This window comes from Rhizobium sp. B230/85 (assembly GCF_019355735.1).
In the GTDB taxonomy this organism is placed as follows: Bacteria; Pseudomonadota; Alphaproteobacteria; order Rhizobiales; family Rhizobiaceae; genus Rhizobium; species Rhizobium rhododendri.
In genome coordinates, this window is sequence record NZ_CP072156.1 from 617,773 (window position 1) to 639,948 (window position 22,176).

A 22,176-nucleotide genomic window follows, 5' to 3' on the forward strand; every position below is an offset into this window, starting at 1 on the left:
CTTGCCCCTCAATCTTTCGCCGTCCGCTTCTTTTTCTCCGGATCGTCGAAGGTGATGGTGTGGGCAATCGCCGGCGCATTGACAGTCTTGCCCTTGACCTCGAGCTTGACGCCTTGCGACGCGTAAGGCACTTCGACGCGCATGATCGCCATGGATCGGTTGGTCAGCTTGGAATAGCTGGGGCAGGTTATGACCCCGACCTTGCGACCGTCGGCCCAGACCTCGTCGCCGAGATCGGTCGGGCCATCTGCATCGACCAGCAGGCCGAAAATCTTGAACCTCTCCTTGCCCTTGAGACGCGCATGCTCCTCGGCGCCTCGAAACCCCACCTTGCCGGGGCTGACGGTGAAATCGAGCCCCAGCTCCCACAGGCTGTCGCCCGGCTGCTCGTTGTCGAACGGGTACATCTGCGAATTGTCGTAGGGGAAGAACAGCAGGTAGCTTTCGACACGCAGCATGTCGAGAACACTAAAGCAGCAGGGGATGATGCCCATCTCCTTGCCCTCGTCGACGATCCGGTCCCAGATCATCCCGGCATCCTGTCCGCGAACGAAAAGCTCATAGCCCCGCTCGCCTGTATAGCCGGTGCGAGAGATCATCACGGGCGCCCCGAACAGCGTCGTCTGCATGTGGTGGAAGTATTTGAGCTCGCGGATGCCCGGCACATATTTCGACAGGTAGTCGACGGCAAGCGGCCCCTGCAGCGACAGGTCGTGGAGGTCGTCGTCGAACAGCACAGCGCAATTGCGGCCTGCGGCCTGTTTCGTGATCTCTTCGTGACCGGTTCCCGAACCGTGCACCAGCATCCAGGAGTTCGGGCCGGTGCGATAGACGATACAGTCGTCTGTGAAATGGCCGCGATCGTTGAGCATGCAGGCATAGACCGAGCGGCCCGGATAGATTTTGCTCATGTCGCGGGTGGTGATGTATTCTAGCACTGCAATCGCGTGCGGACCGACGAGGTGGACCTTCTTCAGTCCCGACACATCCATGAGGCCCGCCTTTGTGCGGATGGCGATGTGTTCCTCGTAGATATCCTTGTCGTAGGTCCAGGCGGTTCCCATGCCGCTCCAGTCCTCGAGCTTGGATCCGAGCGCCCTATGCCGGTCCGCGAGCGCAGAAAATCGCCAACTCAAAGCCATGCCAGTCCCCTTCGATATTTCACTATGTGGAAATAATTATTCCTGATTATATGTGTGTGAAGGCGAACGGCAAGCGTAATCTGGACACCGCGCGAGACAATGTTCGAGCTGTGGCGGGGAACCACCTGCTGGCGGATTGCTGTCGCGCTCAGGCGATCTCAACTTTTTTGGCTGGCATAAAGTGCTATGGAGGATTGATCGCGGATTGGATGGGAACGAGCGCATGCGCAAACTGCCGGCATTGTCCGCCATGAAGGTGTTCGAGGTCGTAGGCCAGACGCGCAGTTTCACCAAAGCGGCCGCAAGGCTCAATCTCACCCAGAGCGCCGTCAGCCGCCAGGTGCGAAACCTGGAGGACCAACTCGGCGAACCGCTCCTCATCCGGCGTCATCATGACCTGGAACTGACGCCGGCGGGCGTTGCGCTGTTTTCCACCCTGCAGCATGCCTTTCACAGCGTCGAACTGGCCGTGCGCGGCATCGTCGACAAGAGCGCCGGCAATCGTCTGCGCATCAATGTGCCACCGACCTTTGCCAAGCGTTGGCTGATGCCGCGGATGGGACGGTTGCGCGTGGCACTTCCGGACGTCGGGATCAGCATCGGCACGGAACTGCGCGACAGCCTTGCCGAGCGCAGTCTGCTCGACTGCGCGATCCGCTTCGGCGATGGCGAGTGGCCGATGCTGAATGCCCATCTCCTGATGACCGAACGCCATATCGCCGTCTGCGCACCGACATTGCTGAACGGGCGGCGCGACACGTCCCCCATGGACTTCTCCGGCCTCACCTTTCTGCACGTCCTCGCCTCCCCAGACCGGCGCTATATGACCTGGCAGCACTGGCTGGATGCCGCAGGCCTTGCGGATATCGACACGAGCGGCGGCCTCGAATTCGATTTGCTGGATCTGGTGATCGAAGCCGCCTGCAACGGCCTCGGCGTCGCCGTGGTTGATCGCTTCATGGTCGGCGAATATCTCGCAGACGGCAGGCTCGTGCAATTGTCCGATGTCGAGATCGAGGGCCATGAATCCTACTGGCTTGTCGAGAGGGCAGGCGTCGCCGGAGGCAACCATCTCAAGGCCTTCAGGCAGTGGCTGTTCGACGAACTCTCGCTGACTGGCGCCAGGGTCTGACTGTTGCCGTTGGAAGCATTCCATTTTGGAATGCTTTGCCCGACAATAACACGCTTGCGCGCGTCCTAACCTGCCGGTCGAATGGCGAGGATGGCGTCGACCTCCGACGCTTTGTCGCGATATCGGGGACTGAAGATGCAGCACTACCGCAATTTCATCGGGGGCCAATTTTGCGAGCCGGCGACGGCCTCGCGGATCGAGGTCCGCAATCCTGCCGATGGCGCCGTTTTTGCAGCTGTAGCCGAAGCCGACGAAGAGACTGTCGTCGATGCCGTTGCACAGGCAGCGGTAGCACAGAAGCTGTGGCGGGTCTTGCCGGCGATCCAGCGCGGCGACGCCCTGCGCCGTCTGGCCGATGCGATCGAGAAACACGCAAGGCAGATCGGCGAAGCCCTGGCACGCGAATCCGGCAAAAGTCTTGCCGATGCGACCGGCGAGGCGATCTACGGTGCCGAGCTTATGCGCTACCACGCCGAGTGGGCGCGCCGCGTCGAAGGCGAGATCATCGAAAGCGATACGCCCAACGAGACCCTGCTGCTGAAGCGCGAGCCGATCGGTGTCGTCGCCTGCCTTATCCCGTTCAATTTTCCGATCTACACGCTGGTGCGCAAGATAGCGCCCGCGCTGATCACCGGAAACGCCGTGGTTGTTCGCCCCAGCAACACCACGCCGACCTCCGCCTTTGCGTTTGCCGACGCGATACTTGACGCCGACCTGCCGCCCGGCCTGGTCAACATCATGGCCATGAGCCATGATGTCTGCCGGACGCTCTGCACCCAGCCTGCCGTCGGCATGATCACACTGACCGGCAGCGTCGCTGCTGGCCAGGCGGTGCTCGATTTCTGCAAGACCAATATCGCCAAACCGTCTCTGGAGCTCGGTGGCAAGACACCTGTCATCGTCGAACCTGATGCCGATCTCGACGCTGTGGCAGCTGCGATCATCGCCGCCAAGACCGCCCATTGCGGCCAGATCTGCACTGCGGCCGAGCGGCTCTATATCCATGCGTCGGTGTACGACGCACTTCTTGAAAAGCTGCGCGTGGGTTTTGCGGCCCGCAGCTTCGGCAATCGCGCCGTCGATGCCGGCTCAATCGGGCCGCTGGCGACAGCCGCCGCCCGTGAAAAACTACATGCAATGGTCGAACGGGCGCAGGTCGAGGGCGCGACGCTGGAGACGGGTGGCGTGCTGCCGGAAGGCCCGGGCTTCTTTTATCCTGCGACACTGCTGTCTGGATGCACCCAGCAAATGGAAATCGTCCGCGACGAGGTTTTCGGCCCGGTTCTGGCGGTGCTCAGATATGAGACCTTCGAACAAGCGCTTGCGTTGGCCAGCGATCACCAGTTCGGTCTTTCATCGGTATTGTTCACCGAGAACTACCGCAAGGTGATGCAGGCGGCAGGCGAGATCGAAGCCGGCGAACTTTATATCAATCGGTTCCCGGCCGATCCCTATCAGGGCTACCACGCCGGCTGGAAGAAATCCGGCCTTGGCGGCGACGACGGCAAGCACGGCATGCTCGAATTCACCCAGACCCGCCTCGTCATCCTGAAGCACTGACGCCGCGCCATCCCGGCGCTGGATCGTTGAGGAAACCGCCATGAAGATCGCCTCGCTCAAGACCCATATCGTTGCCGTACCGCCGCCCCATGTCGGCGGCATGTACTGGATTTTCGTCCGGCTCGAGACGGCGTGCGGCATCGAGGGCGTCGGCGAGATCTACGCGACGTCCTTCCACCCCTCGGCCATGGTTCCGCTGATCGACGACGTCTTCCAGCGCTATCTGCTGGATCACGATCCCCACCGTATCGAGCGTTTCTGGCGGGCGGCCTATTCCAGCGGTTTCACCCAGCGGCCGGACCCGACGATGATGGGCATCGTCTCAGGCCTCGAAATCGCCTGCTGGGATATCATCGGCAAGGCGGCGGGTCGCCCGGTGTCCGATCTACTGGGCGGCACGGTCAACGAGAAGCTGCGGGCCTATACCTATCTCTATCCGAAGAACGCCGCCGGCGAGTTCGATTTCAACGACCCCGATCTTGCTGCCGAATGCGCCGTGGACATGGTCGACCAGGGCTTCACGGCTGTCAAATTCGATCCGGCCGGCCCCTACACCAACTATTCGGGCCATCAGTTGTCCATGGGCGTCATGGCTCGTTGCGAGACTTTTTGCGCAAGGATCCGGGAAGCCGTCGGCGACAGCGCCGACATCCTGTTCGGAACCCATGGCCAGATGGTGCCATCCTCCGCCATCCGCCTTGCCCGGCGGCTGGAGAAATACGATCCGCTATGGTTCGAGGAGCCGGTGCCGCCCGGCCAGGAGGCCGCGATGGCGGAAGTGGCCCGTGCCACGTCGATCCCGATTTCGACCGGCGAGCGCTTGACCACGAAGTATGAGTTTCAGCGCGTCCTGCAGCTGGGTGCGGCCTCTATCCTGCAGATGAACGTGGCACGCGTCGGCGGATTGTTGGAAGCCAAGAAGATCGCCGGCATGGCAGAGGCCTATTACGCACAGATCGCTCCGCATCTCTACAACGGTCCCGTTGGTGCTGCCGCCAGTATCCAGCTATCGGCGGCCACCCCGAATTTCCTCATTCACGAGGCGATCATGGATTTCGGCGGCTTCCACGCCGAGGTGCTGAAGACCAAGCTGCAGTTCGATGACGGCTATCTCATTCCGTCGCGCGAGCCCGGCCTTGGCATCGAGCTCGATCTCGACGTGATCGAGCGTCATTCGCCCTACACTGGCGACCGTCTGCATTTGCAGATGGCTGCCGAACCCGCCGATATCAAAGCCTTTGCCCCCGCCCGTGGCTGATCACGATAGAGACAAACCATGATCTACGACTTCGTCATCGTCGGCGCGGGTTCGGCCGGCTGCATCCTGGCTAGCCGCCTCAGCGAAAACGGAAAGTATAGCGTGCTGCTCATCGAGGCAGGCGGCAAGGATGATTCCTTCTGGTTCAAGATCCCCGTCGGTTACGCCAAGAGCTTCTACAATCCCGATGTCAACTGGATGTATTCGACGGAACCGGAGCCCGAACTGAATGGACGCCGGATCTATGTCCCGCGCGGCAAGGTGCAAGGGGGCTCCGGCTCGATCAACGCCATGATCTTCGTGCGTGGCGCTGCAGCCGATTTCGACGACTGGCAGGCGGCAGGCAATCCCGGCTGGGGCGCAAGTGACGTGCTCCCCTATTTCCGCAAGCTGGAAACCCACGCACAGGGGGCGTCCCGGTGGCATGGAGGCGAAGGACCGATCCACGTCACGCCGATGCGCGGAATGACCCACGGGATCAGCGATGCCTTTCTCAAAGCCTGCGGCGAAGTGAATTTGCCCGCCAACCCGGATTTCAACGGCGCTTCGATCGAAGGCGCCGGTGTCTACGACATCAACACCCGCAACGGCCAGCGTTCCCACTCCAGCGCTGAATATCTGCGTCCCGCCCTGAGACGACCGAACCTGACGATCGAGCGCCATGCCTTTGCACAGCGGCTGCTCTTCGATGCCGATGGAAAGGTCGAGGGCGTCGAAGTGGTGCAGAACGGTCGGTCTCGACGTTTCATGGCCCGCCGGGAGGTGATCCTTGCGGCCGGCGCCATCGATAGCCCGAAGCTCTTGCAGATGTCGGGCGTTGGCGACGCCGCTTCCTTGACGCAACTCGGAATTCAGATGCGGCATCATCTGCCGGGGGTCGGAGCAAACCTGCAGGACCATCTCTGCGCCAGCTTCTACTATCGCGCCAACCGCCCGACGCTGAACGGCGTCTTCGGCAGTAAATTCGGCCAGGCGGCACTCGGTCTGCGCTATGTTCTGACGCGCAAAGGCCCCTTCGCCATGAGCGTCAATCAGGCGGGCGGTTTCTTTCGTGGCAGTCCGCACGAGGAGAAGCCCAACATTCAGCTCTATTTCAATCCGCTTTCTTATCGGATTCCTGCCAATTCCAAGTCTGGGCTCATGCCGGAGCCCTATCCGGGCTTCCTGATTGCCTTCAACGCCTGCCGCCCCACCAGCCGGGGGAAGGTGCAGATCGCCTCTAACGATCCCTCGAGGGCGCCTCTGATCCAGCCGAACTACCTGTCGACGGAGCGCGACGTCGCCGAAGTCCTGCAGGGCAGCCGCCTTGTGCGTCGCATAGCCTCGGCGCCGTCCTTTTCCGAGATCACCGAAACGGAAATCTCGCCGTCGGCAGCTGTCGATAGCGATGCGGATCTGCTCGCCTATTTCCGCGCCAATAGCGGCTCTATCTATCACCCCTGTGGCACCTGCGCGATGGGGCCGGATAGCGATAGATCGGTGGTCGATGCGCGTCTGCGGGTGCACGGCCTCAGGGGCCTGCGGGTTGTCGATGCCTCGATTTTCCCGACGATCACCGCCGGCAATATCAACGCGCCGACGATGATGGTGGCAGAAAAGGGAGCCGCCATGATTCTTGAGGATATCCGAGGCTAGACGCAGGCCGTCGAGAAGGCGAACACGTCGATGGGATCGCCCAGACCGCGCAGCGGATAGGAGCCGAGGTTCTCCAGCACGCCAGAGCAGCTAGCCATCTCCACGAAGGCGCGCGACAACAGGACAGGGCGTTTGATTTCCTTGGTCAGGCTTTCCAACCGCGAGGCGACGTTGACGGCTGGCCCGATCACGGTGAAATCGAGACGCCGTTTGGAGCCGATATTGCCATACATGACATCGCCGACATGGACCCCGATGCCGTAGCCAAGGGCTTCATAGCCGCGTGCCATATTGTGGACGTTGAGCGCCGTCATGGCGGATTGCGCTTCCGCAATAGCCCGCATGAGGTTGCGGCAGGCGTCGGGGTTGCTCAGCGGAAAGATTGCCAGCAGCCCGTCACCCATGAATTTGAGAATTTCGCCCCCAAACTTCTCGATGGGCTCGGACATGGCGTCGAAATAGCCATTGAGTAGCTCGATCACATCGTCGCGCGGCCAGATATCGGAGAGTTTGGTGAAATCCCTGAGATCGCAGATCATGATCGCCGCACCGACGGTGACGCCGCTGCCCCGCGTGGTGGCACCCGCCAGGATTTGCTCGCTGGCATGCGGACCGACATAGGTCTCGAGCAGCGTCCGCGCCAGGCGATTTTTCAACCGGATTTCGCTTACAAGCGCCAGCACCGGTATAAGACCTTTGAGCACGGCGATGTCGGCGTCGCTGAAGCCGCCGGGCTTTTTGGTCGCAAAGCTTGTGACGTGACGTTTTCCGTGCGTGTGGTCGATCGGCCAGGCCACGTACTCTGTGTATCCCTCCAGCTTCAGATCGTCGTAGATCGGATGCCAGACGCCCTTACCATCCTTGCCCTCCAGCAGCTGGCGCGCCTGGTCGGCACCTTCACTGATGGCATACATCGGGCTACCGAGATATTGCGTAGTCAATTCGACGCCATAGTCGAAAGTCCGGATTTCCGCTTCGGTCATGCCGGTCTCCCAGAGGATGCGGGCGCCCAGCCATTGCGGATTGCGGGTGCTGAAATGCAGGGTCGCGCGGGCCACCGGCACACCCTCCGCCACCAGCCGATCGCACATCTCGACAAAGATATTATCGATGTAGGGCTGCGTCCGGGTCTCCATAATCAGCCATTCGAGTATTTTCCCATGCGCGAGCGAAAGGTGGCCGGCCGGCGGCTTCGAATCGAGACCAGCGTTTTGCGGCGATGACATGGCGGCACTCCATTGGGTCATTGGCTTGCATGCCCACATGGAGCAAAGCCGCATCGATTTACTGTCCAGTGTGGACTTTGCACATGCAATTGAAAAGCCGGCTGAACGAAAGCGGCCCTATCCTTCTTCGCGCACAAGGGCTTCCGCTGCAAGACCGACGCCTAACAGGTGATCGTCTGTGCGCGGCATGCCCGAGAGAAGCAGCCCCACGGGCATGCCGGCATCGCCCGTCCCGCAGGGAATGGAAATGCCGCAGCCATCCAGAAAATTGCCGATCAGCGTATTGCGCAACGTCTTGCCGTTCGTCTGGAAAAACAGATCGTCGTCATTGAGAACAGATGCGATGGGTGGCGCAACATGCGGAAGCGTCGGGAAAACGAGGATATCCTTCGGTCCGACCAGAGCCGCCATTGCGGCAATCAGCCTCTCGCGGGCACTGAGCAGGTCGATATAGCCGGTCATGCTGATATTGGCACCGAGACGGGCGCGCGCAACGACGCGGCGGTCCATACGGTCGGTGTCGGCTCCCGCTAGGCGGTGACGGTGCAGTGCGAAGGCCTCCGCGGTGACTAACGGGCCATGCTGCTGCTGCAGATCGAAAATCTCCGAAAAGATCGGGAAAGCCTGGCGCCTGACGACGGCGCCCGCCTTGACCAGCCGCGCCAGTGCGGCCTCGAACGCCGCCAGAACTCCATCCTCAATGCCGTCGAAGACGACTGTTTCCGGAACGATCAACACCAGCCCGTCGATCGACCCGCGCGTGATTATAGGTGCTGTCAGACCGCGCATCGCTGCATCGATCCAGACTGCGTCCTGGACTGTGCGGCAGAGAGGGCCGAGCGAATCCAGGCTCGTTGCCAGGGGAAAGACGCCCTTCATCGAATATCGCCCGCGTGTCGCCTTGTAGCCGACGATGCCGTTGAAAGCGGCCGGAATGCGGATGGAGCCGCCAGTGTCGGTGCCTATCGCAACGGGCACGAGCCCTGCTGCTACCGCCACTGCGGAACCGGATGACGAACCTCCGGGCAGGCGCGGAACGTCTCTCGATGCCGGGTTGTAAGGAGTGCCGTAATGCGGATTGATGCCGAGGCCGGAAAAGGCAAACTCGCTCATGTTGACGCGGCCGACACTGACTATCCCGGCTGCGGCAAGTGCCGTGACGACATCGGCGTCATTAGTCTCGGGGGAAGCATCTTTCAACACGACTGAGCCAGCAGTGGTTGCAAGGCCTTCGACGGCAAACAGATCCTTCCAGGCAATAGGTACGCCGTCGAGCAGGCCGAGCGAGCGACCTTCGCGGATGCGACGCGAGGCGGCGGCGGCCTCTGCCTTGGCCCGGGCCTCGCTCAGGCTGACAAAGATCGCCTGGTCCGGGTAGGTTCGGATCGCATCGAACGTCTGCTCGACGAGTGTCTGCGGGTCAAGCACACCGGCTTGCAGCAGCGCAGACAACTGGGACACGGATTTTCCGGCAGTGGCATCGCTCATGATCTATCCTCGAGGCTGGGCTTGCCGATTGGGGCAGCAAATTGTCAGCTGTCAAACTAGAGGGGTTTTCACAGGCGGTCGAGCAGTTCGCGTTTCTTGGCGTGGAATTCCTCGTCACCCAGAATGCCTTTGGCATGAAGCGCTGCCAGGCGCTCGATCTTGGTGAATATGTCGTGCTCCGGAGAAACCGAAAGCGCATCGGTGGATTGCTGCGGGGCCGGACCAGTTGACGGTGCAGGTTCAGAAGCCGATTTCGAGACGCCTGCTTCAATCTCTCCGCCCGCGTGAACTTCCTGTAGCTCCTTGACGCTCACCGGCCCGTGTTGGGAGGTAAATGAGAGGGACTGGTCGTAGCCCTGCTGCTGGGAAAAGCCGGTAATCCGGTGATCGCCGGTGTCGTAGATCGTCACCTGACCGTCCTTGCGGATCGCAAGCCGGTTGGTTGCGGGAAATATTGCGTAACGCATATCGTTCTGCGACCCGGTCGAGCCGGCGGCGCCGAGCCCGTGCGGCCACCAATGCCCGCCGCCCGTAGATGACTGATTGCCCGCGTGGTCCGGGTGGGTCTGGCCCTGTTGCGAAACATGCGCGACGTCGGGTTGTTGAAGCCTGCCGTCGCGGCTGAGTTCGGCAAGGTCGCGGCAGACATCGGCCACCTGGGCCTTGAGGCGGTTGTTGAACATGTCGCCGATCATCGTCATGCCGCCCGTAGACCATTGCCCCATGCCGCCGAGTTCCGGATGGTTGAACTGTGCCTGATACCCTCCGCCAGACACGACCGCAGCCAACAGATGTTCGGCTGCGCCTCGGCTGATGCCATGGCGCCCGGCGATGTCGGCCAGGGCGCGGTTTCCCTCTTCGGTCAGCTTCATCAAGACGCGCCTCCTAGAGCGATGCTGCGGAGGCGTATCTCTGCTCGCGAAAGGCGCTGCCGCTGCCAGCGAGCGGCTCGGCAGCCAGACCCTTTCCGGCTTCGGCAATTATCTCGTAGGAGCGCAGGCGTGCCTTATGGTCGAAGATATCAGAGACGATCATCAGTTCATCCGCACCGGTCTCGGCCACCAGCTTCTGTAGGCCCGCGCGGACAGTTTCGGGAGAGCCGACGATCGACCGGCCCAGCATCTGCATAGCCTGCGCCTTCTCCCTCGGCGACCAGTAAGTCTCGATATCGTCGATCGGCGGTTGGCTGAGGCCACGCGTTCCGCGAAACATGTTTGTGAACGACATCTGTTGCGTTGTTGCCAGACGCTTTGCCTCGGCATCCGTCTCGGCGCCGATGATGTTCACGCCCACCATGGCGTGCGGCGTTGCAAGCTGTTCCGATGGCTTGAAGCGGGTGCGATAGATCTGCAGGGCCTGCATCAGCATGTCAGGCGCAAAATGCGAGGCGAAGGCATAGGGAAGGCCGAATTCTGCAGCGAGCATCGCGCCGAAATTGCTTGAGCCGAGAATCCACAGCGGGACGTTGGTGCCCGCCGCCGGTACTGCCTGTATCCGCTGGTTATCACCGGCGGGCGCAAGAAAGGCCTGCAGCTCGAGCACATCCTGTGGGAAGTTTTCGGACGCCTCGTTGGTGCGTCGCAGGGCGCGCAGTGTCATCTGGTCTGTGCCGGGTGCGCGCCCGAGGCCGAGGTCGATGCGGCCTGGAAACAGCCGGGCGAGCGTGCCGAATTGTTCGGCGATGACGTAGGGCGAGTGGTTGGGAAGCATGATGCCCCCGGCGCCGACCCGGATGGTCTTGCTGCCAGCAGCGATGTGGCCAATTACGACGGACGTGGCTGCACTGGCGATACCGATCATGTTGTGGTGCTCGGCAACCCAGAAGCGCTCATAGCCCCACGTCTCGGCATGCGCTGCGAGATCGCGCGCGTTGTCGAGAGCGCCGCGGGCATCTGTGTCCTCGGTGACGCGGACAAGATCGAGAATGGACAAGGCGGTCATGGCGCTGCTCCTGGTTTGAGACGCAATCCGGCGATCGTTGGCCGATCGCAAGGCAGGCTTGCTATATCACATATGGAGGCGACACCGGGTCGAGACAAGGCGCCGGATGCAGGCATTGGCCGCGCATCGTAAAATCTAGACGGCGGAGTTCTGGTTTACTTGCGGCTGATGAGAGAGACGTTTTGTGCCAGTCGTTCGCCGCCCCGCATCTTCAATAGCCTTGCCGGAACGCCGCCGTAGACGCCAAATGGCAATGTCTTGCCCTTGACCACTGCATTGGCGCCGATCACGCAACCCTTGGCGATATGGGCCCCGGCGAGAATCTTGGCACCCGCGCCGATCCATACGTCGTCTTCGATGATGACGGCCTTGTTGGTATTGCCTTGCGTCCTGATCGGGCGCGTCGGATCGTCGAAATTGTGCTCGAAAGACGTAATCAGCACCTGCGCGGCAATTCTCACATCATGGCCGATATGCACCCCACCGTGGCCAAGAACGATTGTATAGTCGTTAAAGGAGACATTGTTGCCGATCTCGATGCTGCCGTGCTGGGCATCGAGGATCACTCCGTCCCTGATGGCACTATGGGTGCCGACTGAAACCGCACCGTGTTTCCAGATGATTTTCGCAGTCCATGGCAACCGAATGTCAGCCGCCAGAAAAAGCGAACCGCGCGAGAACAGCGCCTTGAGCCTGTAGAAGAATGCCAAATTGCGCATGCGAAACCCTTTGAAACTTCCCGACAGGATTGCACTAGGGCAAGATTGTGTCGGCCTTTCGGCTCGGGGGTTTCCGAAGGTTGACCACGGAGCGTGCGGTGCAGATGGTGATCGGGTTGGCGATGCGCAAGTCTGCTGCTGGCGGGTCCGCTACCGGATCGAGAGGCTGGGATCGGCCGCAGTTACGCTTGGCCAAGTGGCAAGCGAACGTCGCTGTTCGGCTGATCCAAGCGAGGAAGACCCGTCCGGCGTGTTAACGAGGTGTGCTGTGGGATGCAGCACAGGCTCCTTGCGCCTGAGGCCGAAGGCTTTCAGCACCTCGAGATAGCTGGAATATACATAGCCGTCGTTCATCTGCCGCCATTCCTCGCGCCGTTCGCGGTAGAGGCGCGGCAATCTATACCATGCCGCCGTTGGTTGCTTGTGGTGCACCAGATGGAGGTTGTTGTTGAGGAACAGTAGCCCGAGAACGGATTTTTCGATGATCACGGTCCGGCCGTCCGGATGTTCCGACCACTGGTGCTCGCAATAGGAGCGGATGGCGAGGATCGACAGCGAGGCATAGGCCAGCAGCCCATAGAGCCAAAGCGGCATGCCGAACAGGAAATGAACAATCGTCAGAACCGGTACCAGGCCTGCCAGGTGCAGCACCCAGGCGAGACGCTGCGCCCTGCTGCCTGCCGAGAGGAGTTTGATTTCTGTCAGAGCGAAGCCGATAACCCCGATCGCGGGTCCGATCAGCACCCGGCCAAGCAGCGCGTTGTTGGCGTGGAGCATGCTCTTCAACCAGGCGGGAAATCTTTTCCACTCAGTCAGCCCCCGATAATAGCTCTCCGGATCGTCGTAGGGATCCGTCAGTCGCTCGTCTGCGTGGTGTCGCAGGTGCAGGTTCTTGTAGCGCCTGAAGGGATAGAACAGCGCGATCGGAAGGAAAACCAGGGCCTCGTTTATTAGCGCATTGCGCGTCGGGTGACCGTGAAGAGCTTCGTGCTGCAGTGACGAATGAAATGTCGCCATGACGGGAATCGCGAGGACCCCTATCCACGGCAGTGACTGGTACATCATGCCGGCAGCAAACCATATGAGGTAGCAACCTGCAATCATTCCGAGTGTCACCCACTCGATCCTAAGTCGCCGGTTTCGCCGCTTTGAACGCTCACCAGTTCTCAATTTTATGATCATGCCCTTGATCTCGCTGCGATTCGTTGCCCCCGTATCAGCTTCCGCGCAAGTTGCATTTTGTGCAACGCGATAATGGTGACGATGCGTTGACATTGCGCACGGAATTGCCATGATGGTGATAATTGTCACCAAACGGAACGATATGATGGATAAACGCAAGCTGGCAGTCCTGTTTCAGCAGCGTCTCCGCTTGCTTTTCGACCGCTCCCAGGAGAGCCAATCGGCGTTCGCGGATAATGTCGGCATCGACCGGTCGGCATTATCGCAATTGCTGTCGGGGAAAACCGCCCGGCTTCCAAGGGTGGAAACCCTGCTGAGCATCGCCGAGCGCCATCAGGTTTCGCTGGACTGGCTGCTCGGCATTTCGCAGGACGAGGGCCTGATGGGCGCGCTTCTGCCAAGCCTCGAAATTGAGACCAGCGACGACGAAGGGGCGGGGCTCCTGATCAAATGGCATGCCGAGGCCACCGGCTCTAAAATCCGCTATGTGCCGGCTCGCATTCCCGATCTCCTGCGGACACCCGAAGTTATTGCCTATGAGGCGTCGGAGGCGCACCAGAGCGCCGCGACGCAGGTGGCGGGAACGGCGTTCCGGCTGGATTACAATCGCGAGCCCGGCACCGACATGGAGTCCTGCATGCCGCTGCAGACGCTGGAGGCTTTTGCCGCTGGGCAAGGCATCTGGCAGGGGCTTCCGAAGGCTGCGCGTCAGGGGCAATTGCTGCATATGGCAGACCTTATCGACGATCTTTATCCATCATTCCGGCTGTTTCTTTTCGACGGTCGGGCCCGCTTTTCGGTGCCCTACACCGTCTTCGGCTCCCTGCGGGCAGCGGTATTCGTCGGGCGGATGTATCTCGTCCTGCACAATGTCGATTCGGTCCGCATGATGCAGCGGCATTTCGACGATCTCGTCCGCGATACCAGGATCCATGCGCATGAAGTAGCCGCCTATATCCGCTTGCTCACGGTGGTATGAGCAAGTGCTTCCCGGTGCGGTAGTGGACAGGAACATCCGCGTCTCTCTTGCGTTGTCCTCGCTCTGGTCAGACGGGTCTCTCCGGTTGTATGGAGCCGATGTCTGACTTCGGATTGGAGCCCTATGGAAAAGAAGCAGAACGACGCAAGCCGCGACAACGCAACCCTGATCACCCACGGGTCGGCGAGCCTGCCCTCGGTGACGATCGACGGCTATAATCTAGAGTTGCGCGACAAGAACGGCTTTATCGGCGACCGGGCTAGCAAGTCCGCTTTCCAGGCAAAGCTCAACGAGTGGCGCCAGCGCATCCGCAACGGTGGGGATGACCCGCTCGGCGATGTCGCAACGAAAGACATGTCGAAGAAGCAGATCGACGCATTGCTGACTGGAGACAACAAGGAAGCAGCTGCGCTGGTCATGGGCGCCGTCGAGGACTTTGCTGGCGAACTCGGCCATGTGCTCGGGAAGTTCTTGAAACAAGATAGCTGGAAGGGTACCGAGCGGATCGTCGTCGGTGGCGGCCTCAAGGAGAGCGGCTTCGGCGAACTGGCGATTGCCCGCGCCATGGTGCTGCTGAAAAGTGAGGGTTTCAAGGTCGAGCTCACCCCGATCGCCCACCACCCTGACGAAGCCGGTCTGATAGGCGCTGCGCACCTGATGCCGGGATGGATGCTCGAAGGCTATGATGCGATCCTCGCGGTCGATATCGGCGGCACCAACATCCGGGCCGGCATCGTGGAAATGCGTCTCAAGGAGCATGCGGATTTATCCAGGGCCAGTGTCTGGAAGTTCGACCTCTGGCGGCACGCCGACGAGGCACCGAAGCGCAGTGCCACGGTTGAGAGGTTGGCCCGCATGCTGGAAAGTCTCATCAGGAAGGCTGAAAAGGCCAACCTTACACTGGCGCCCGTGATTGGCATTGCGTGCCCAGGGGTTATAGAAAGTGACGGCTCCATTGCGCGTGGCGGGCAGAACCTCCCCGGCGGCAACTGGGAGAGCGAGAAATTCAATCTGGGCGAGGCCCTGACCAAGGCTATCCCGCAGATCGGCAGCCACGATACTCTGGTGGTTATCCACAACGACGCCGTCGTGCAGGGTCTTTCGCAAACGCCTTTCATGCAGGATACAAAAAAATGGGGTGTGGTGACCATCGGCACTGGGCTCGGAAATGCGCGCTTTACCAACAAGGCGCCGAAGGAAAATTCTGACAAAAGCAAGACTTGACGTTAGACAGAAGGTCAGAGAACTATCAGACTGCGGCGCCATTCTTTGGACATTGGCTTAGAGAGACATATCAATGGCGCATGATCATCATGACCACGACCACTCCCATGGTCACGCGCACGACAGCCATTCGCATGCCTCAGGCCTCGGCCACAGTCATGCGCCGGCAAACTTCGGCAAGGCATTTGCGATAGGCGTCGGCTTGAATATCGCCTTCGTGCTGGTCGAAGTAATCTACGGTATCGCCAGCAATTCTGTGTCGTTGCTGGCCGATGCCGGGCACAATCTTTCCGATGCGCTCGGGCTCTGCGTCGCCTGGGCGGCGGTTATTCTTGCCAAGCGCAATCCCACCCAGCGTTTCACATTCGGGCTCGGCGGCAGCTCCATCCTTGCCGCGCTTTTCAACGCAGTCTTCCTGCTTGTCGTGGTCGGCGGTCTCAGCTGGGAGGCGATCGGCCGTATATTCGAGCCGCAGCCTGTCGCCGGAAAGACGGTGATGATCGTCGCAGCCTGCGGAATTGCGATTAACGGCTTCTGCGCCTGGTTGTTCTCCTCCGGCGGCGGCGATCTCAATGTCCGCGGCGCCTTCATGCATATGGCAGCGGATGCCCTGGTTTCGCTCGGCGTGGTGATCGGCGGACTGCTGATCCTCCTGACCGGCTGGCACTGGATAGATCCCGTCATGAGCGTGGCGATTAATATCGTCATTATCGTCGGCACTTGGAGCCTGCTTACCGGCTCGATCACCATGACATTGAATGCCGTTCCTGCTGGCATCGACATGGTCGAGGTCCGCGCGTTCTTGAGCAAGCTGCCCGGCGTGGCTTCCGTACACGACCTGCATGTCTGGTCGCTGAGCACGACCGATACGGCGCTCACCTGCCATCTCGTCACGCCTGCCGGCCATCCCGGCGACGAGGTGCTGGAGGAGGCGGCCAAGGGCCTGCAGCGTCGCTTCGGTATTGGCCACGCGACTTTCCAGCCCGAACTTGACCGTTGTTCCCTTGAAAATACGCCGCACCAACACATCTAAAGGCGCCTGACGGTTATCATGTGGGTCCCATCGAGTGGCCCCGGCTGGCGCAATGACGCAAAAATTCGCCTCAGCTGCTTTTTTCTATGGCGAAAACGCCATGATATGATAGGACGCCGTTGGCAAAGCGATCGCGTCAGTATATGACGCGTCGTCGCCGACCTTTATTGAAAGGGCCGGCCGAGAATTACGACAGCGCAGCGGCCTTGCGAAATAGGGAATATTTCCTTTCGCATGCCGATCTGCTGCCGAATGCGAATAAACAAGCGCAGGTCACGCGCCAGCAGCGACCGCGAATGTCATCAAAAGGATAGAAGTTTGCAAGTTCTAGTTAGAGACAACAACGTCGATCAGGCTCTCCGCGTCCTCAAGAAGAGAATGCAGCGCGAAGGTCTCTTCCGCGAAATCAAGGCACGCATGGCTTACGAAAAGCCATCGGAAAAGCGCGCTCGCGAAAAGGCTGAAGGTATTGCACGTCACCGCAAGCTTGCCCGCAAGAAGCTGCAGCGCGAAGGCCTGATCCCAGGTCCTAAGAAGGCTGTATACACACGCGGCGGCGAAGCCGGCGCTGGCGCCAACAAGGCTTAATTGCCTGACGATTGGATCTCGGCCCGACTGAACGGTTTGCACCTCTGTGCAGCTATGCGTCGGGCACGAACCCAGTCGTTGACGTCCTTCTTCCTTTTGCCAATAGAATTGAGACGCTTGTCGTGCGCGCGACAAGCGTTTTTCTGCGTTTCGCTTGCCTTCGCCTTTACGAGATAGTAGGTCTTTTCCGTGGAGGAGGCGCCTCGGACAAGTCGTATTTGCTGTCGAGAAATAACCGTCGGCCTTGGCTGCGTGGGTGATCGCAGTGTCAGAGGTTTTCGACCCGCCAGACTATCCTTCCGATAGGTCACCCAGGCACAACAGACGGAGATGACGATGGCTAAAGGTCAGATGAAGAGCAATCGCGAAACGCGCAAGCCAAAGAAGGACAAGGCGGATGTCAAGTCGGCCACACCTGTCGGCTCGCAGGTCAAGCAGGCGGAAAGCAGCCTGAAGCTCGGCAAGAAAGACAAGTAACTCCGACAACACGACGTCAAGGCAAAGCGTCGGCCTGCGATCCTCGAGATAGGCAGGCCGCAGCGACGCTGATAAACACACAATATTCTGCCGGACTTCACAGCTCCCCCACACTGATCCTGTATTGTCGCAAGATAATCTGGAACACCGGCTATCAGCACTGGAAAATCTTCGGTTCATGGCCCAAAGTCAGCGTCGCGAAGACTGGTTCCAGGCATCTCCCTGGCTTACTGGCAGGGCAACGCTCCCTTTGTCGCACTTGCCCACCGAGGTTCCATGGCCCGCGTGCTCGTTCTGTTTGCTCATCCCGGCCAGCGCCATTCGAAGATCAACGTCGCAATGGCGAAGACCGCGCGGTCCATCGAAGGCATCACCTTCGTTGATCTCTATGCCGAATACCCGACCTTCAATATCGATATAGACCTGGAACAGGCGCGGCTGCTGGAGCATGATGTCCTGGTGCTGCAGTTCCCGATCTACTGGTATTCGACGCCGTCTCTTCTGAAGGAATGGCAGGATCTGGTGCTGGAATACGGTTTTGCCTATGGGCACGACGGAGATCGACTGAAGGGCAAGCGCTTCCTGGTGGCCGCAACGGCCGGCGGGGATGAACAGGCCTATCATCCGCAGGGAAGCAATCATTTCGGCTTCCGTACTCTCCTGTCTCCACTCGAGCAGACAGCCAACCTTTGCCAGATGGAGTTCGTCGCACCATTCGTGCTGTTTTCGGCGGGTAAAGGTGCCTCCGACGGGCGAGGGGTGCAGCATGTCGCGGATTACCGCGCCCTGCTGGAATCGCTACGCGATGATCGGTTCGACTACGAGGCGGCGCGCCATGTCGATGTGCTGCACCACGATACTCTTCCCATTCAAGGTGGCGCACGATGAGCGGATTTGTCTTCCAGGCGTTCGTCTATCTCCTCGCCGCCGTCGTCTCGGTGCTGGTCGCCAAGCGTCTCGGCCTTGGTTCGGTGCTGGGTTACCTCATCGCCGGCGTGCTGATCGGGCCGGTCTTTCATCTGATCGGCAACGAGACGAAGGATCTGCAGCATTTTGCGGAGTTCGGCGTCGTCATGATGCTGTTCCTCGTCGGGCTCGAGCTGCAGCCGCGCGCGCTTTGGGAAATGCGGGCAAAGCTGGTCGGCCTCGGCGGTCTTCAGGTGGTGGGTACTGCGGCGATCGTTACGGCGATCGGCATGGCGTTCGGGCAGGTCTGGAGTGTGGCACTCACTGTGGGCTTCATTTTCTCCCTGTCGTCGACCGCAATCGTATTGCAGACCCTTGGAGAAAAAGGCCTTCTGAAATCCGACGGTGGCCAGGCAAGCTTTTCCGTCCTGCTGTTCCAGGATATCGCCGTAATCCCCATGCTGGCATTCATTCCGCTGTTGGCGCTGCCTGAACTCAGTCATCATGCGCAGGATGTCGCTGCAGCCTCCGGCGGCCACGAAAGCGTCAGTCTCCTCGACGGCCTGCCGGCATGGCAGGTGGCGATCATTACCCTTGCCGCCGTTGCCTTCGTGGTCGTCGCCGGGCATTACCTGTCGCGGCCCATCTTCAGGATCATCGCTGCCGCCAGGCTGCGCGAGATTTTCACGGCGGCAGCCTTGCTGCTGGTCATCGCCATCGCCCTGCTAATGTCTGTCGTCGGCCTGTCGCCGGCGCTCGGCACTTTTCTTGCCGGCGTGGTGCTGGCCAACAGCGAATTCCGCCACGAGCTGGAGAGCGACATCGAGCCCTTCAAGGGCCTGCTGCTCGGCCTCTTCTTCATCACCGTCGGTGCCAGTATCGATTTTGCGTTGCTATGGGCTCATCTTGGCGTCGTCCTGGGCCTGACGGTGGCGCTGATGGCAGTCAAGGTCGGCGTGCTCTATGGCCTGGCGCAGTCCTTCAAGCTGCGCGGCTCCGACAAATGGCTGTTCGCGCTCGGCCTGGCGCAGGCGGGCGAGTTCGGCTTCGTGCTCTTGTCCTTCACCGTGCAGAATGCCGTTCTTCCACCGGATATCGCTGCCGTTCTGCTGTTGGTGGTCGCGCTGTCCATGATGCTGACGCCGGCGTTGTTCATCATGCTCGATAAGGTCATCCTGCCGCGCTACAATCGGCAGCAGGCGGAAGAGGCCGACGAGATCACCGAGCCTGGCTCGGTTATCATTGCCGGCGTCGGGCGTTTTGGCCAGATCATCAATCGGCTGCTGCTGGCCAATGGCTACAAGACCGTAGTTCTCGACCATCGGGCCGATGTCGTCGAAGGCGTGCGCAAGTTCGGTGTGCGGTCGTTTTTCGGAGATGCCGGGCGTCCGGATCTGCTGCACGCTGCAGGTCTGTCGAGCGCCAAGCTGCTGATCGTCGCGATCGACGATGTCGAGCGGACAATAGAGATCGTCAAGCATGCGCGCCGGGAAAATCCGCAGTTGCACATCATTGCCCGCGCCTTTGACCGCGGACACGTCTACCGTCTCTACCAGGCCGGTGCGAACGACATTGTGCGGGAAATGTTCGACAGTTCGGTGCGGGCCGGCGGTTACGCGCTATCGGCGCTCGGCATGCACGCCTACGAAGTCGAGAAGAGCAAGGCCGTCTTCGTCAAGCAGGACCGATGGGGCCTTCGCCAGCTGGCGCCCCTGTGGCGAGAGGATATCGAGGTCTTCAACAACCCCGAATACATCGCCCGGTCAAAGGAGATCGGCGAAATCCTCGATGCCGCCATGCTGGGCGACCGTAGCGCCCTGCACGACAGGACGGAGCGCGGCTGGATGCCGCCCGGCGCGCGTGAGCGGCCGGACGAAGAAGACGCGCCCGCCGCCTAGACGCGTCAATCTCAGCGGTGGTCGAGCTTGGCGACCAGACGGTCCCCGAACCACTGCATGGCGCAGACGATGACAATCAGTACGGCAACCACGGCAACCATCACACTGGTTTCGAACCGCTGGTAGCCGTAGCGGATGGCAAGGTCTCCAAGCCCGCCAGCGCCAATCGCACCGGCCATGGCCGACGCACCAATCAGCGTAACCAGCGTCACCGTGAAGCCAGCAACCAGCCCCGGCATCGCTTCCGGCACCAGCACTTCGCGCACGATTGTCCAGCGGTTTCCGCCCATCGCACGCACGGCGTCGATCAGGCCGTGATCGACCTCGCGTAGCGAAACTTCTGCAATGCGCGCGTAATACGGGATAGCCGCGATGGCGAGCGGCACGATGGCAGCCGTTGTTCCGAGTGCCGTCCCGACAATCAGCCGTGTCAGAGGTATCAGTGCCACCAGCAGGATAATGAAAGGCACAGACCGGAAGCCGTTGATGATGGCGCCGAGAATGCTGTTGATCCAGCGGTGTTCGGCAATGCCGCCTTGCCCCGTCGTCACCAGCGCCAGCCCGAGCGGCAGGCCGACGATGAGGGAAATCAGCCCCGAGGCGACAGTCATGACGATCGTCTCCCAGATGGAGCGGCCGAGCAGTTCAAGCATGATCGGTGTCATAGCCAAGCACCTCCACCCGCGCGGAGCGGGTTTTTAAAAACTGTTGTACGTCGCCGGCAAGCGCCGGATTTCGGGTCGGCACGGCAATGAAGAACCGCGCCACCGGCTGGTTCTGGATATGGTCTATCCCGCCATGCACCAGCCGGTAGGAATTCGGCAGTGCCGTCGACAGGTCGTTGAAGACGGCTCCCTGCGCTGCGGGTCCGGCAACATCGACGCTGATGATCGCTTCCGTTCCCGATGTCGGAGAAAGGCGCTGCAGGATATGATCCGGCAACTGCGGGCGAATGCCTTCGAGCAGGCTCTGGGTGATCGGCTGCTGTGGATCCGAGAAGACAGACCAGACGCGGCCCTCCTCGACGATCCGGCCGGCATCGATGACGGCCACGCGGTCGGCAACCGAGCGGACAACCTCCATCTCGTGAGTGACCAGCAGGATTGTCAGGCCGAGCTTCTGATTGATGTCCTTGAGCAGCGCCAGGATGGCCCGGGTGGTTTCCGGATCGAGCGCCGAGGTGGCCTCGTCGGAGAGAAGCAGTGCCGGCCGCGCCGCCAGCGCCCGGGCGATCCCGACCCTCTGCTTCTGTCCGCCAGAGAGCTCCGACGGATATGCCTTTGCCTTGTCCGCCAGGCCGACGAGATCCAGAAGTTCGCCGGCGCGCTTCAGGCGCTCGGTCTTCCCTATGCCTTCGATCTTCAGCGGCAGCGCGACGTTTTCCGCGACGGTCTTTGCCGAAAGCAGGTTGAAATGCTGGAAGATCATGCCGATCCGCCGGCGCATCGGCTGCAGATCCTGCTCCGCCAGTCCGGTGATGTCGCGGCCTTCGATCTCGATCCGTCCACTGTCGGCTCGCTCCAGTCCGTTCAGGCAGCGGATCAGCGTCGACTTGCCGGCGCCGCTGCGACCGATGATGCCGAGGATCTCGCCGCGATGGACGGTGAGCGAAATGCCGTCCAGCGCCGGCGTGGTGCCGAAGCGACGGGCGACATCTGTCAGCCGGACAACCTCCTCTGTGGTTGCTAGCGACTGCGCCTCGGCTGCGGTCGGAATATCGTTCATTGTCTTTTCCTTCATGCCTTCACGTCAAGGCGGCCCGGAATGACCCGGGCCGCCTTGGTCGAT

At 60.8% G+C, this 22,176-nt stretch carries 20 protein-coding genes; 11 read left to right on the forward strand and 9 right to left on the reverse strand.

The features are described 5' to 3' along the window. Positions 1–8: 8 nt before the first annotated feature. Entirely contained in the window at positions 9–1,142 is a 1,134-nt protein-coding gene (locus J5289_RS02910) for an aminomethyltransferase family protein (protein WP_142830165.1), read from the reverse strand. 223 nt (positions 1,143–1,365) lie between these two features. Between J5289_RS02910 and J5289_RS02915 the strand changes: the two genes are divergently transcribed. The 4 genes from J5289_RS02915 (at position 1,366) to J5289_RS02930 (ending at position 6,727) form a co-directional block, all read left to right on the forward strand. Further along, a complete protein-coding gene (locus J5289_RS02915; RefSeq protein ID WP_142830167.1) occupies positions 1,366–2,274 on the forward strand; it encodes a LysR substrate-binding domain-containing protein in 909 nt (302 codons plus the stop codon). 135 nt (positions 2,275–2,409) lie between these two features. Then, on the forward strand, positions 2,410–3,834 hold the full coding sequence (locus J5289_RS02920) for an aldehyde dehydrogenase family protein (protein ID WP_209182450.1): 1,425 nt from the start codon (positions 2,410–2,412) through the stop codon (positions 3,832–3,834). 40 nt (positions 3,835–3,874) lie between these two features. Further along, the gene (locus J5289_RS02925; protein WP_142830171.1) at positions 3,875–5,092 is read left to right on the forward strand and encodes a mandelate racemase/muconate lactonizing enzyme family protein; all 1,218 of its coding nucleotides are present in this window, start codon (positions 3,875–3,877) and stop codon (positions 5,090–5,092) included. A gap of 18 nt (positions 5,093–5,110) precedes the next feature. After that, the gene (locus J5289_RS02930; protein ID WP_209182417.1) at positions 5,111–6,727 is read left to right on the forward strand and encodes a GMC family oxidoreductase; all 1,617 of its coding nucleotides are present in this window, start codon (positions 5,111–5,113) and stop codon (positions 6,725–6,727) included. On the opposite strand, the gene J5289_RS02935 is transcribed toward J5289_RS02930, so the two are convergent. The 6 genes from J5289_RS02935 to J5289_RS02960 form a co-directional block, all read right to left on the reverse strand. Beyond that, positions 6,724–7,953 (reverse strand): adenylate/guanylate cyclase domain-containing protein, encoded by a 1,230-nt coding sequence (locus J5289_RS02935; RefSeq protein ID WP_374108569.1) that lies wholly within the window; start codon positions 7,951–7,953, stop codon positions 6,724–6,726. The two genes, J5289_RS02930 and J5289_RS02935, sit on opposite strands and share 4 nt — an antisense overlap. 117 nt (positions 7,954–8,070) lie before the next feature. Next, positions 8,071–9,441, reverse strand: a complete 1,371-nt coding sequence (locus J5289_RS02940) for an amidase (protein ID WP_209206839.1) — start codon at positions 9,439–9,441, stop codon at positions 8,071–8,073. 68 nt (positions 9,442–9,509) lie between these two features. Next, positions 9,510–10,313 carry an SHOCT domain-containing protein gene (locus tag J5289_RS02945; RefSeq protein ID WP_143123042.1) on the reverse strand — a complete coding sequence of 268 codons (804 nt, stop codon included), beginning with the start codon at positions 10,311–10,313 and terminating at the stop codon, positions 9,510–9,512. A 13-nt stretch (positions 10,314–10,326) separates the two neighbouring features. Beyond that, on the reverse strand, positions 10,327–11,382 hold the full coding sequence (locus J5289_RS02950; RefSeq protein WP_209182419.1) for an LLM class flavin-dependent oxidoreductase: 1,056 nt from the start codon (positions 11,380–11,382) through the stop codon (positions 10,327–10,329). A 155-nt stretch (positions 11,383–11,537) separates the two neighbouring features. Then, complete coding sequence (locus J5289_RS02955) at positions 11,538–12,101, reverse strand: DapH/DapD/GlmU-related protein (RefSeq protein WP_142830180.1); 564 nt, start codon at positions 12,099–12,101, stop codon at positions 11,538–11,540. Between the two features lie 150 nt (positions 12,102–12,251). Next, the gene (locus J5289_RS02960; RefSeq protein ID WP_224128625.1) at positions 12,252–13,217 is read right to left on the reverse strand and encodes a fatty acid desaturase; all 966 of its coding nucleotides are present in this window, start codon (positions 13,215–13,217) and stop codon (positions 12,252–12,254) included. A gap of 211 nt (positions 13,218–13,428) precedes the next feature. On the opposite strand from J5289_RS02960, the gene J5289_RS02965 reads away from it, so the two are divergent. From J5289_RS02965 to J5289_RS02995, 7 genes are all read left to right on the forward strand, one after another. Then, the gene (locus tag J5289_RS02965; RefSeq protein ID WP_142830184.1) at positions 13,429–14,262 is read left to right on the forward strand and encodes a helix-turn-helix domain-containing protein; all 834 of its coding nucleotides are present in this window, start codon (positions 13,429–13,431) and stop codon (positions 14,260–14,262) included. A 123-nt stretch (positions 14,263–14,385) separates the two neighbouring features. Next, complete coding sequence (locus J5289_RS02970) at positions 14,386–15,486, forward strand: ROK family protein (protein ID WP_209182420.1); 1,101 nt, start codon at positions 14,386–14,388, stop codon at positions 15,484–15,486. Between the two features lie 73 nt (positions 15,487–15,559). Continuing rightward, positions 15,560–16,519 carry a cation diffusion facilitator family transporter gene (locus tag J5289_RS02975; RefSeq protein WP_209182421.1) on the forward strand — a complete coding sequence of 320 codons (960 nt, stop codon included), beginning with the start codon at positions 15,560–15,562 and terminating at the stop codon, positions 16,517–16,519. A 318-nt stretch (positions 16,520–16,837) separates the two neighbouring features. Further along, positions 16,838–17,107: a 30S ribosomal protein S21 gene (gene rpsU, locus J5289_RS02980; protein ID WP_142830190.1), complete on the forward strand. Its 270-nt coding sequence runs from the start codon at positions 16,838–16,840 to the stop codon at positions 17,105–17,107. A 336-nt stretch (positions 17,108–17,443) separates the two neighbouring features. Then, on the forward strand, positions 17,444–17,584 hold the full coding sequence (locus J5289_RS02985) for a hypothetical protein (RefSeq protein ID WP_162854774.1): 141 nt from the start codon (positions 17,444–17,446) through the stop codon (positions 17,582–17,584). 276 nt (positions 17,585–17,860) lie between these two features. Then, a complete protein-coding gene (locus J5289_RS02990; protein WP_209182422.1) occupies positions 17,861–18,472 on the forward strand; it encodes an NAD(P)H-dependent oxidoreductase in 612 nt (203 codons plus the stop codon). Then, positions 18,469–20,388, forward strand: a complete 1,920-nt coding sequence (locus J5289_RS02995) for a monovalent cation:proton antiporter-2 (CPA2) family protein (protein WP_143123041.1) — start codon at positions 18,469–18,471, stop codon at positions 20,386–20,388. The genes J5289_RS02990 and J5289_RS02995 overlap by 4 nt, the downstream gene beginning before the upstream one ends. An 11-nt stretch (positions 20,389–20,399) precedes the next feature. On the opposite strand, the gene J5289_RS03000 is transcribed toward J5289_RS02995, so the two are convergent. Both J5289_RS03000 and J5289_RS03005 read right to left on the reverse strand, forming a co-directional pair. Beyond that, a complete protein-coding gene (locus J5289_RS03000) occupies positions 20,400–21,053 on the reverse strand; it encodes a methionine ABC transporter permease (RefSeq protein ID WP_142830196.1) in 654 nt (217 codons plus the stop codon). After that, on the reverse strand, positions 21,034–22,113 hold the full coding sequence (locus tag J5289_RS03005) for a methionine ABC transporter ATP-binding protein (RefSeq protein WP_209182423.1): 1,080 nt from the start codon (positions 22,111–22,113) through the stop codon (positions 21,034–21,036). The genes J5289_RS03000 and J5289_RS03005 overlap by 20 nt, the downstream gene beginning before the upstream one ends. Between the last annotated feature and the right edge of the window lie 63 nt (positions 22,114–22,176).